Annotated in this window: 9 protein-coding genes, 1 tRNA gene and 1 pseudogene; 9 read left to right on the forward strand and 2 right to left on the reverse strand. The window is 58.7% G+C overall.

Annotated elements, in window-relative coordinates; translation table 11 throughout:
- The first annotated feature begins 302 nt into the window (after positions 1-302).
- The 5 genes from NW853_RS05780 (at position 303) to NW853_RS05800 (ending at position 7,051) form a co-directional block, all read left to right on the forward strand.
- Positions 303-1,259: an NAD(P)H-binding protein gene (locus NW853_RS05780; RefSeq protein WP_414348287.1), complete on the forward strand. Its 957-nt coding sequence runs from the start codon at positions 303-305 to the stop codon at positions 1,257-1,259.
- A gap of 397 nt (positions 1,260-1,656) precedes the next feature.
- Complete coding sequence (locus tag NW853_RS05785) at positions 1,657-3,492, forward strand: NAD(P)H-quinone oxidoreductase subunit F (RefSeq protein ID WP_414348289.1); 1,836 nt, start codon at positions 1,657-1,659, stop codon at positions 3,490-3,492.
- 47 nt (positions 3,493-3,539) lie between these two features.
- Positions 3,540-5,033, forward strand: a complete 1,494-nt coding sequence (locus tag NW853_RS05790) for an NADH-quinone oxidoreductase subunit M (protein ID WP_414333021.1) — start codon at positions 3,540-3,542, stop codon at positions 5,031-5,033.
- Positions 5,034-5,156: 123 nt separating this feature from the next.
- Positions 5,157-6,467, forward strand: a complete 1,311-nt coding sequence (locus tag NW853_RS05795) for a CO2 hydration protein (RefSeq protein WP_414333019.1) — start codon at positions 5,157-5,159, stop codon at positions 6,465-6,467.
- Between the two features lie 125 nt (positions 6,468-6,592).
- Positions 6,593-7,051, forward strand: a complete 459-nt coding sequence (locus NW853_RS05800; RefSeq protein ID WP_414333017.1) for a fasciclin domain-containing protein — start codon at positions 6,593-6,595, stop codon at positions 7,049-7,051.
- Positions 7,052-7,268: 217 nt separating this feature from the next.
- Here NW853_RS05800 and NW853_RS05805 read toward each other — a convergent pair.
- Positions 7,269-7,341 (reverse strand) — tRNA-Ala (locus NW853_RS05805).
- Positions 7,342-7,574: 233 nt separating this feature from the next.
- Between NW853_RS05805 and sppA the strand changes: the two genes are divergently transcribed.
- The 4 genes from sppA to pheA all read left to right on the forward strand — a co-directional run bounded on the left by sppA (position 7,575) and on the right by pheA (position 11,360).
- Entirely contained in the window at positions 7,575-8,609 is a 1,035-nt protein-coding gene (sppA, locus tag NW853_RS05810) for a signal peptide peptidase SppA (RefSeq protein ID WP_414333015.1), read from the forward strand.
- A 39-nt stretch (positions 8,610-8,648) separates the two neighbouring features.
- The gene (gene alr / locus NW853_RS05815) at positions 8,649-9,905 is read left to right on the forward strand and encodes an alanine racemase (protein ID WP_414348291.1); all 1,257 of its coding nucleotides are present in this window, start codon (positions 8,649-8,651) and stop codon (positions 9,903-9,905) included.
- A 103-nt stretch (positions 9,906-10,008) separates the two neighbouring features.
- Complete coding sequence (locus tag NW853_RS05820) at positions 10,009-10,377, forward strand: late competence development ComFB family protein (RefSeq protein ID WP_414333012.1); 369 nt, start codon at positions 10,009-10,011, stop codon at positions 10,375-10,377.
- Positions 10,378-10,397: 20 nt separating this feature from the next.
- Positions 10,398-11,360 (forward strand): prephenate dehydratase, encoded by a 963-nt coding sequence (gene pheA / locus NW853_RS05825; protein ID WP_414348294.1) that lies wholly within the window; start codon positions 10,398-10,400, stop codon positions 11,358-11,360.
- Here the strand turns inward: pheA and NW853_RS05830 are convergent.
- Positions 11,297-11,564 (reverse strand): annotated as a pseudogene (locus tag NW853_RS05830) (thiamine pyrophosphate-dependent enzyme); the annotation flags it as partial. The gene pheA and the pseudogene NW853_RS05830 sit on opposite strands and share 64 nt — an antisense overlap.

Genomic DNA, 11,564 nt, shown 5'->3' on the forward strand with positions numbered 1-11,564 from the left:
AACGAGCTGGCTGGGTGAACACTCTCTCGGCAGCAGACTGAGCCGGGGATCCCTGCAAAGCTCCTTGGGTCGGGGATCCCTGTTTTGTTCATGGCTTAGAGTTGGGCCGAGTTTTGACACTCCCACTGCCTAAAGGCGGGGGATTCTTACGCAGTTCAAAAACAAACTCGTAAAGGCGCTGTTATTGCCAATTACGGGCTTTTCCGCCCCGCACTCCAGTTCGGGGCTACCAAGCTATCCTTCTGTGTTGGAAGCTGCCTTTGTCTGATAGACTAAGCCTAAGGTTAAGAAATGATAATTTTATGAACGTGCTGGTTGTGGGGGCAACGGGAACGCTGGGCCGTCAGGTGGTGCGGCGGGCCATCGAAGAAGGGCATCAGGTGACTTGTCTGGTGCGAAACCCGGCCAAGGCTGCTTTCTTGAGTGAATGGGGCGCCCACCTCAAGGTGGGGAACCTACTGCAGCCCAGCACGCTCCGAGCGGCGATGGAAGGCGTCGAGGCGGTGATCGACTGTGCCACGGTGCGGGTAACCGACACCCTCAGCGCCCGCCAGGTGGATTGGGATGGCAAAGTTGCTCTGATCAATGCGGCACGGGCTGCCCAAGTGGGCCACTTCGTCTTTTTCTCCATCATGGGTGCTCAGCATGAGTACCCCAATGTGCCCCTGATGAATTTCAAGCACCACATCGAGAAGTACTTGATCGGATCCCAGATGCCCTACACCATCTTTCGTCCGGCGGGCTTCATGCAGGGATTGATCGGCCAGTATGCCATCCCCATTTTGGAAGAGCAAATTGTTTGGGTAGCCAGCGAGAGCATCCCCACAGCCTACCTCGACACCTTAGATGCAGCCCGGTTTGCCGTGCGATCCCTTAGTGTCGAAGGCGCCAAGCAGCAGATCTTCCCTTTGGTGGGGCCCAAGGCCTGGACATCCCAAGAAGTCATCGCCCTGTGCGAGCAGCTCTCCGGCAAAAAAGCCAAGGTCAGCACCATGCCCTTGGGACTGCTGCGAGGAGCGCGTAAGGTGGCCCAGTTCTTTCAGTGGAGCTGGAACATTGCCGACCGGCTGGCCTTTGTCGAGGTGATTGCTGCCAAAGAACCCATGCATGCCGATATGACAGCTGTGTGCGAAACCTTGGGGATTGAACTGACCTCTCTGACCTCGCTTGAAGATTACCTGGCCGAGTATTTCCAAAAAATGTTGAAACGGATTCGCGAACTCAAGGTCAAGCAACCCAAAGTCAAGACGCCTTTCTAGGGCATTGCTCTTGATCTTCATAGCAACTTCACAATAGCAATTCCATAGCGACTTGATTGAGTAGCGGACTGGGGAGAAGAGCTGAACTGGGGCGCGCCCGTCCTGCTGGATCGGAAACAGCACCGGAAACTGGATCCACCCAACCGCGGATCCTCAGGTTTCCAAGGAGCTTGTTCCCATCTACCCTATAGAAGTAGTGAGGATAAAAAGCAAGGTGGTCACAACAACAGAGACCACCTGGCTACCCGCTCTTAAAGCATAGACTCTTACCTAGAGATCTCATCGGAAAGTTCAATTTTTATCTATCTCGGTTCTCCGCTAGGATGCTTTTTAAGATTTCTTGCAGGATCTCAGCGAGTGTTCCAGTTTGGCCAAGATCCCTGGCCGAAGGAGGATTATGAGCTTGAACGGGCTGATCACAACTGCATGGCTCATTCCCCTCTATGCCTTGGTGGCGTGGACGGGAGCGCTAATCTGGTCCCCAGGAATTACCCGGCGCACAGGACCCCGTCCGGCGGGCTATCTGAATGCGCTGCTGACTTTGCTGGCGTTCTTGCACAGTGTAGGAGCGCTGGTGGCAATTTGGGATCAGCCGTCGCAGGTGATTCGGCTGCCCTGGCTGCAGGTGGGGGATCTGGTATTGGAGCTGCCGCTGCAGGTCTCATCGCTAACGCTGGGGGCCTGCGCCGTGGTGACAGCGCTAAACCTGGCGGCCCAGATCTATGGCTTTGGCTACATGGAAATGGACTGGGGCTGGGCGCGGTTTTTCTCCTTGCTGGGCCTATTTGAGGGGGGGATGTGCGCTCTGGCCTTGTGCGACTCTTTGTTTTTTAGCTACGTCATCTTGGAAATTTTGACTCTGGGCACCTACCTGTTGGTGGGCCTTTGGTTTAACCAGTCGCTGGTGGTAACAGGGGCGCGGGATGCTTTTCTGACCAAGCGCATTGGCGACCTGTTGCTCTTGATGGGGGTCATCGCCATCTATCCTTTGACGGGATCCTGGGAGTTTGAGGACTTGACGGCTTGGGCAAAGTCGGTGCAGGCAGGAGCTATCTCTGTGGATCCGACCTTGATCACTTTGGCGGGGCTGGGGTTGTTGGCTGGCCCGGTGGGCAAGTGTGCCCAGTTCCCCCTGCACCTGTGGCTGGATGAGGCGATGGAGGGGCCGATCCCGGCCTCGATCTTGCGCAACTCGGTGGTGGTGGGCACGGGAGCTTGGGTGTTGATTCGCCTGCAACCGCTCTATGCTCTTTCCCCAACCGTGCTGGAAGTGATGCTGGTGATCGGGGCACTGACGGCAGTGGGAGGAGCCTTCGTGGCCCTGGCCCAAATCGATGCCAAGCGGGCCTTGTCCTATCTGGTGAGCGCCTACATGGGCTTGATCTTTGTAGCGGTGGGCACAGGACACACCCAACAAGCCTACCAACTGCTGCTCACCTATGCGCCGGCGATGGCCTTGCTGGTGATGGCGCTGGGTATGGTGATCTGGAACAGCATTACCCAGGATCTGCGCTACCTGGGGGGCTTGTGGTCGCGGCGGCCTATCTCCGGCCTGTGCTTTTTGACGGGGATGGCCGGCATGGTGGCTCTGCCGCCTTTTGGCTCCTTCTGGGTGTTGACAGATTTGTGGCAGCAGTTGGCGCAATCCGGGCAGGGGCTGTGGGCGGCAGTGGTGCTGGTTACCAATGCGGTGACGGCGCTGGGGCTGACGCGGGTCTTCGGCCTGGTTTGGGGGGGTAAGCCGCAGCAGATGAGCGAGCGTTCCCCAGAGGTGCATTGGCCAATGATGTTGCCCAGCACAGTCACCATGGGAGTGGCGCTGCACATGCCCATGATCCTGGCGGCGCTGGATCTCATTCCCGTCCTAGAAGGGATCCCCGTTGGAGTGATGACGGGATCCAGCTTGGCGGGCATCGCCTTGGGAGCCTGGCTGTACCTACCGCGGGAGCGGCGGCCGGTGGACTGGGCTTTCTTGGCCGACTGGCAGGATCTGCTGGCCAACGACTTCTACACTTCCAAGCTCTACCGAGCCAGTGTGGTGTTTTTGGTGCGCATCATCTCTGATGTCACGGCTTTCTTTGATCGCTACGTGGTGGACGGCTTGGTGAATTTGACCAGCTTGGCGGTGCTGGCAGGCGGCCAAGTCCTGAAATACACCACCTCCGGCCAGTTGCAGGCCTATGTGCTGACCATTGTGGTAGGGGTGGCCCTGCTGGGCTGGCTCATTCTCTAGGCTTGGGTGGTGGCAGGACGGAGTCCTTAGAAAAGAGGAAAAAGACGATGCTGAGTGCCTTGATTGTGTTGCCGATTGTGGGATCCCTGCTCCTGTTCCTGGGCTTGGGAGGGCGAAAGCTGGCGGTGGTCTTGGCCGCGATCCCGCTGGCCATCTCCCTGCTCCTATTTACCCGCTTCGACTTGCAGGCGACCGGCTTGCAGTGGGAGCAGCGGTGGGATTGGATCCCGCCAATTGGGCTGAGCTACTCCCTGGGCTTGGATGGGCTGTCTTTGTTGATGGTGGCCCTGAACGGGCTGCTCACCCTCATCGCCATTCTGACGGCGGAGCCGGAAGTGAAGCGGCCCAATCTCTTTTACGGCTGCATTTTGCTCATGAGCGGGTCGGTCAACGGGGCTTTTGCCGCTCAGAACCTGCTCTTGTTTTTCCTCTTTTACGAGCTGGTGCTGATCCCGATCTACCTGCTTATTTCCATCTGGGGCAGCCCCAAGCGGGATTACGCCGCCATCAAGTTTTTGATTTACACCGCTGTCTCTGCCATCTTCCTGTTGGGGGCGTTTTTGGCCATCTACTGGCTAGGGGATCCCCATACCTTTGAGCTGGCCGAGGTTCGCATTAGCTCTCTGGGCCCTGCTGCCCAAACCCTGACACTCTTGGCGTTGATTGTGGCTTTTGGCATCAAGATGCCGCTGGTGCCTCTCCACACCTGGCTGCCCGACGCCTACGGCGAGTCTTCGCCGCCGGTGGCGATCCTGCTGGGTGGGGTGCTCTCCAAGTTGGGCACCTATGGTCTGTTTCGCTTTGGGCTGCAGTTGTTTCCCCAAGCTTGGGCCGATCTGGGCGGGATCCTGGCCTGGTGGGGGGCCATTGCTGTGCTGTCGGGGGCTTTGGCGGCCATCGCCCAAAAAGACATCAAGCGCATGGTGGCCTACAGCTCCATTGGCCATATGGGCTATATCCTGCTGGGCATGGCGGCGGCCACACCGATTAGCCTGACGGGGGCGATGGTGCAGATGATCTCCCACGGCCTGATTTTGGCGCTGCTGTTTGATCTGGTGGGCCTGGTGGAGCGCAAGGTGGGAACGCGGGATCTGGACGTGCTCAACGGCCTGCTCAATCCCCTGCGCGGCCTGCCCACCGTGAGTGCCCTGCTGATTTTGGGCGGCATGGCCAGCGCCGGGATCCCGGGCTTGGTGGGCTTTGTGGCGGAGTTTTTGATCTTCCAGGGCAGCTACCAAGATTTTCCCTTGCCCACCTTGATCAGCATCTGCGGCACCGGCTTGACGGCGGTGTATTTTGTAATCCTGCTCAACCGCACCTGCTTCGGCAAATTGGACAACCGCACCGCCTACTACCCACGGGTGCAAGGTTGGGAGCGGATCCCGGGCTTTATCTTAACTGCCTTGATCGTCTGGTTTGGGATCCAGCCTATGAACCTGGTGAAATGGCCGCAACCGTTGGCGTTTACTCTATCCACCCAGGTGGCTCAGGCCCAAACCCTCATCTTGGCCTCAGCCGGCGACTTTGCCCATTCTCCCTAGATCACCTTCTCGGGAGGCGACCAAAGCAATCGGAGAACTTCCAGGAAGCGTCCAAGACCGAATTGAGATCTCGACGCATAGCCGCAAGGATCCAGAGCTTTTGAAGAGTTGGAGACTTCTTCCATGACGACAACCCTCACAACCCGCAAGCTTCCCCCTTCTACCCACCCTTTTGCGGATGTAGTCCACCGCCTCGAAGCGGGGGGATCCATGCTGCCGGATACGCCGGAAAACCTGATGCAAATTATCGGCCTTTACAAAGCCTATGCGGTGCCGATGGACTTCTACTGGCGGGATCTGCTCTACATTGCCGAGCAGGTGTTTGTGGATCCCTTGCCCTTTTTTAAGTTCATCATTCCCGAAGAATACCTAAAGCTGGCCAACCACTACGCGGGAGATAATGCAGATTTGCGCATTTGGCGCGGCCCCGCCACGGCCCACCCGGAACTTCTGGAGTTCATGGAAAAAGGGGAGCTCAAGCGCAAGCTGCCGCGGATTTTGCATCACCTCTGGCATGACCGCATCAACATGGAATTTGCCGAAGAATGTATGCGGGCCATGCTCTGGCACCGGGATATGGGGGGCCTGTTGGATCCCTATATGGATTCCGAGGAATACAAACAAAATGCCGACCGCGCCATCCGCGCCTACTGTCAGGGTAATCCTCTCTTGACCGGCCTGTACAAGCTCTTTCCAGACATGTTTCTGGAACTCTGCCGCCAGGCCACCATGTATTCGGTGCTGGGCCTGTTTTGGGAGATTATGGCCCCCGTCTTTTTTGAGATGAGCGACCTCTACGACGAGGGCAAAATCACCAGCGTGCCGGAGGCGATGAACTTTTTGGTCAACGGGATCTTCGCCATTGCCGGGCGGCCCATCTACCACCGGGTGCGCATTCGCGGGGAATGGTACGATATTGTGCCCAAATCCAAGGGATTTACCTGGCTCTACGAGGCGGCTTTCCCCTACGTAGAGGCCGTGTTCTATCGCACCTCTCCCTTCCGCGGCACCAAGTCCTACAACGCCCAGGCCAACGAAGTTCCCACCAACCAGTTGGACTTCCACTATGGGATCCTCTACGCCGACAAGTTTCCGGTGGCCACTGCTGGGATCCCGCCGACGCTTTTGCACCAGGATATGTACCACTTTTTGCCCCAGTATTTGGTGGAGTATTACCGCAAGCATTGCCGCGGCGAAGATGACATGCTGATCCAGCTTGGGATCAGCTTCCAGCGCTCCATGTACAACGTTACCTCAGCCGTGATCCAGGCGGGGAGGGCAGCTTTTCTCTATCCTTTGGACGATCCCAATCCGCGGCATTTGATGATGAACCGCCGTTATTTTGAGGGACAACTCAATCGCTTCACCCGACCAGAATACGGGATCCGAGAAGCAGCCCGCCTGTCCTACATTCAGGATCAGAACTATCGCTAGCCGACTTCAAGTGCTAGGCATTGACCCTTCCCCTCCTCGATTGTGTCCAGGCTAGGTAGCTCTGCAACTGCCTGTTTCTTTGGCTTTCCTATCATCCCAACTTCCAGAAAATAAGGATCTCGGCCATGCCTGATATTGTCGATATTGCCGTTTCTGCTGAGGGTTTCTCCACCCTAGTTACAGCCGTGAAAGCGGCAAACTTGGTGGATACTCTGAAAAGCCCCGGCCCCTTTACGGTTTTCGCCCCCACGGATGCAGCTTTCGCCAAGTTGCCCCCCGGCACCATTACCACCCTGGTGCAAAACATCCCCCAACTGACCCGCATCTTGTGTTACCACGTGGTGCCCGGTCGCCTGAAAAAGGCAGATTTGGCCAAGTACCAGAGCGTGGGCTCAGTAGAGGGATCCCCCATCGATCTGTTTATCGAAGGGGATGTGTTTGAAGTGAACAATGCCACCGTTATCCAGGCGGATATCGAAGCCGACAACGGCATCATTCACGTTATCGACACGGTGATCCTAATGCGGCCCCACTGGTTCTGGCCGATTATGAACTCTGCCTTGACTGCCTCGGCCAGAGGATAAACGGATCCATACCAAATCCTGAGTGCGGGTTGGGGAAAGTGTCCTTGTGAACACTCTCCCCAGCTAGAGGTTCTTGCTCTGCGTATCTCCTCACCTTCATAGGGTGAGGGTTTCGCCGGCAGCAATGTCGCGCTCTTTACTCCACCCGCAGATGAATCCGAAGCTTGTACTCGTCTGGCCCAATTCTCTGACTGAGGAGCTTTTCTCTATTTGAGGATGGAGCTTAGCGGACTCGAACCGCTGACCCCTTCAATGCCATTGAAGTGCTCTACCAACTGAGCTAAAGCCCCAGGTTTTCAGTTGATAGAAAAGGGAGCCCTCTCCCTTCAACTATCAACCATTCTTAGATCACCAGTGTAGCCTAAAGAAGCCGCTTGCTGGTGAAAAGTGCCAGGCACTCATCGTAGACAGGCGGTGGATGCTTGTCAAGAGCTCGGTGGATGGGTTCTGCCAGGCTCTCGGCTTGTGGCCACCGGAGGAGCTTGCCGGGTGATAGAACAGAGTCAGTGACATTGAGGGGCTTGTGACAGAGGAATCCCTGCTTAACCGCATTTTGGCGGCTTCTTTGCTGGTGGTCTGCCTGATGGCGGCCATTGTTGGCGGCACACGACCTGCCTCAGAGTCGGCTCGGCTTGGCCTGGAGTCGGCGCGGGGGGCAGATCGCATCGAGGTGGTCACCCTGGAAGGAACGATAGGAGGTCCACGGGGCTCGACTTTGGTAGGCCTGCCCACCTCTCCTGTGGAACAGTTGCGGGAGGCAGTGCAAGACCGCGCCGTCAAGGCTGTATTGCTGCGCATCAACAGCCCGGGCGGGGCCGTGGGATCCAGCCAGGAACTTTACCGTGCCGTAACCGCTCTACACGAAGCCGGCAAGCCGGTGGTCGCCATCCTGGAAGACATCGCTGCCAGTGGGGGGTACTACGTGGCCAGTGCTGCCGACAAAATCTATGCCAACCCCGGCACCTTGACCGGCAGCATAGGGGTCATCATCAGCGGCCTCAGCTTTGGCAAGTTGCTGGAGAACTACGGCATCGAGCCGCAGACCTTCAAAACCGGCGAGTACAAAGACATCCTCTCTCCCTTCCGCAGCGCCACTCCTCAAGAGCAGCGCCTTCTGCAGGGCTTGGTGGAGAACACCCTTGACCAGTTCATTCGCGATGTGGCCCAAGGACGCCAGCACCTGCCAGCAAAAGGGGCAGAGCAGGTGTTGGACGCAGAGATGATCGCGCGGCGACAAAGCTTGGACGAAGAGCGAGTGCGACAGTTGGCCGATGGGCGCATCTTCACCGGGGCGCAAGCTGTGGAGGTGGGCTTGGTGGATGCTTTGGGGGGATACACCGAAGCGGTGGAGGATCTGCGGCGCATGACCGGGGATCCCTCTTTGTCGCCCGCAGGTGGGGGAGATGGCTTCCAACGGGCACTGCGACGACTGCTCAGCCAGGGATTGTCCCCGCAAAGGCAAGCTGCTTGGCTGAGCCGGCTGTTGGCCGGCGACGCGGTTGCTGGGATCCCAGACGTGCCGCTGCTGTGGATGGCGCCGGAGCGGACTTTGCGCTAAATCTAATCACGACCGGTTTGGGTGTGGGGGGGTGAAGTGGTGAATCGAGAAGCGGTTCCGCAGGCAGTGCGGAGCAATTGGGGGGGTCAGGGGAGCGCCCTAAGGGAAGGACCCCAGGGGGCAGAGCAGGATGGCGCCATCGACCTGGAGCTGTCAACCAGTCGGGCTTGGGTGGAAATCGACGCGGCCCAGTTGCGGGAAAATCTGCGGCTGTTGCAGGCCCGCTTGTCGCCGGATACCGAGATCTGGGCAGTGGTCAAGGCCAACGCCTACGGGCATGGGGCCCACTTGGTGGCTCCTGTGGCCGTTGCTGCCGGCGTCAAAGGGCTGTGTGTGGCCACCCTAGCGGAAGGGATCGAGTTGCGGCAAATGGGGCTGCAGGCTCCGATTTTGGTCTTGGGAGCTTTGAACACCTGGGCGGAGCTGCAGCAGGCCATGGCAGCTCGGCTGGAGGTCAGCCTTACCCGCGCCGAGCAAATCCCCCTGATGCGCCAGGTGGCCCGCTGGGCCGGGCGACCCGTCCCGGTGCATGTCAATGTAGATACGGGCATGACCCGTTTGGGGATCCCCTGGAGCGAAGCCGCAGCCGTGTGGGGGCAGATTTGTCGGATCCCGGAGCTGGCGGGCTGTAGCCTGTTTTCCCATTTGGCGACGGCAGACGAGCCCCATTCTCCGGTCATGGAACAGCAGCACGCCCGCTTTGCCCAGGTGGTGGAACAGATTCGCCAAGCCGGGGATCCCTTGCCACCGTTGCATCTGGATAACTCCGCCGGCGCTCTGGCCCGTCTTCACTACTCCCGCGTGCGGTTGGGGTTGGTCCTCTATGGCTTGTCGCCTGCTCCCCACCTGCCGGTGCCGGGTTTACAGCCGATCTTGCGTCTCAAGGCGCGGCTGACCCACATTCAAACCGTGCCCGCCCAAACCGGCGTGAGCTACGGACATCGCTACATCACCTCTCGCCCCAGTCGCATTGCCACTCTGGCCATCGGCTATGCGGACGGGATCCCACGGCGGCTTTCCGGCTGGCTGCGAGGATGGGTGCGCGGCGGCCTGATCCAACAGGTGGGCACGATCACAATGGATCAATGTATGTGGGATGTCACCGAGAGGCCGGATATACAGGTGGGGGACGTGGTGGAGCTGCTGGGCCCCAAGCTGGCAAATATGGGTTTGTCTGTGCAGGATTGGGCTGACCAGGCGGGCACCATTGCCTACGAACTGCTGTGTGGGCTTTCTGCTCGTCTGCCGAGAGTGTTGGTCAATGGAGAGGCTGCCAGCACCAACATTGTTTACTGAGCTGGGTACTCTAGAGGATAGGAGGTCGCTAGAGACTCCGGCTGGCCAGATCCCGCTTAAAGGGGAATTCGCCATCGGTAAGGGAAGCTACAAGGAGGCAGCCATGGAGACACGCAAACCCCTGAGGAGGCTGGAAAATCAAATGGAGCGGGCCGTCCTCGAAGCCATAAACGAGATGCTCCTCCTGGAAAGCCAGCAGCGCTACTGCTTCTGCGAGAGATTCTGTCACGATGCTGCCGCCCTGGCCTTGAACAATCTCCAGCCTCGCTACGCCACCAGTTTTCATGGCTCTCTTCACACTTTGGAAGCCATTCAAGCGGATCAGGAGTTGCAGAGGCTGATCCGGTTGGAGGTGGTGAAGGCCATGGAAAAGGTGGCGGCCAATCCCCGTTGCCCAGAACCTGACTGTCCTCTGCTGCTCGTCCAGACCGCTGACGCGACCGAGTTAGAGCTGGCCCCCAGCGACAATTGATTGCAGGAATGCCCCCGACAGTGCTACCCACTGCTGACGTGACCGTTTCCGCTTCGCCGGTGGCCTTTCTCGGCCCTGCCGGAACCTACACGGAGCTGGCTGCTTTGCTGGCCTGCCCCGAGCAGCCTCACCTGCACAGCCAGGGATCCCATCCCTTGGTGCCCTATCCGACGATCAGCGCTTGTTTGGAGGCGGTAGCTGCCGGCCAGCAACCCTGGGCGGTGGTGCCGGTGGAAAACTCGGTAGAGGGCGGCGTTTCCATGACCTTGGACGCCCTCTGGCAACTGGAGGGGCTGAGCATCCGCCAGGCGCTGATCCTACCGATTCGCCATGCCCTCATCGGACGTGCCTCGCAGTTGCAGCACATTGAGCAGGTCTATTCCCACCCGCAGGCTTTGGCCCAATGTCAGGCGTGGCTGAGAGCCCATTTGCCTCAAGCCACGCTGATCCCAACCCGCTCCACCACCGAAGAATTGGATCGCCTGCAGCAGCAGCCCGGCGCCGCCGTCATTGCCTCAGAACGAGCTGCCACCCTCTACCAGTTGCCGGTCTTGGCCTGCCCAATCAACGATCACCCCGACAATTGCACCCGCTTTTGGGTGGTGGGCCGTGGGCCGCTTTCGCCTTCAGATCGACAGGATGGGGCGCCCGCTTCCCCTGGAGGATCCCACACTTCCTTGGCCTTCAGCCTGCCCCACAATGTGCCGGGGGCGCTGCTGAAGCCGCTGCAAGTCTTTGCGGAGCGGGGCTTGAACATGTCGCGTATTGAATCGCGCCCCACCAAAAAATCGGCGGGGACTTATGTCTTTTTTGTCGATCTGGAGAATCCGGTCGGCCAGCCCTATCTGGATGCAGAGGTGATTGCGGCGCTGGAAGCGATTGCGGAAACTTTGAAGCTCTTCGGCAGCTACCCCGTGCATGACCTCTGCAAACAGGGTGGTCTATCCCAAGCAGCAGGAGCCCTGCTCTCTGAGACAGGGTAGCCTTTGAGCCCCATGCTCTCCGCCAGCTTGACGCCATACTGCTGCCACCCGATCAACCCGTAGCCGCCATCTCCAGTCACGGCCACGATGTGGCGGTCAGGATGTACCAATTTAGCGGCCAAAGCCCCCGCAATGGCGATGCCCATGGCGGCAAAGCCATTGGAGATGAGACAGGTGTTGGGTTTGTCGCAGTAGTAAAGGCGG

The sequence above is a fragment of the Synechococcus sp. H55.11 genome (assembly GCF_047462475.1).
Classification (GTDB): Bacteria; Cyanobacteriota; Cyanobacteriia; order Thermostichales; family Thermostichaceae; genus Thermostichus.

Bases quoted from the DNA above. Each gene is read 5' to 3' on its own strand.
- NW853_RS05780 (WP_414348287.1), top strand. From the start codon at position 303: ATGAACGTGCTGGTTGTGGGGGCAACGGGAACGCTGGGCCGTCAGGTG.
- NW853_RS05800 (WP_414333017.1), top strand. From the start codon at position 6,593: ATGCCTGATATTGTCGATATTGCCGTTTCTGCTGAGGGTTTCTCCACC.
- NW853_RS05790 (WP_414333021.1), top strand. From the start codon at position 3,540: ATGCTGAGTGCCTTGATTGTGTTGCCGATTGTGGGATCCCTGCTCCTG.
- NW853_RS05795 (WP_414333019.1), top strand. From the start codon at position 5,157: ATGACGACAACCCTCACAACCCGCAAGCTTCCCCCTTCTACCCACCCT.
- NW853_RS05820 (WP_414333012.1), top strand. From the start codon at position 10,009: ATGGAGACACGCAAACCCCTGAGGAGGCTGGAAAATCAAATGGAGCGG.
- NW853_RS05785 (WP_414348289.1), top strand. From the start codon at position 1,657: ATGAGCTTGAACGGGCTGATCACAACTGCATGGCTCATTCCCCTCTAT.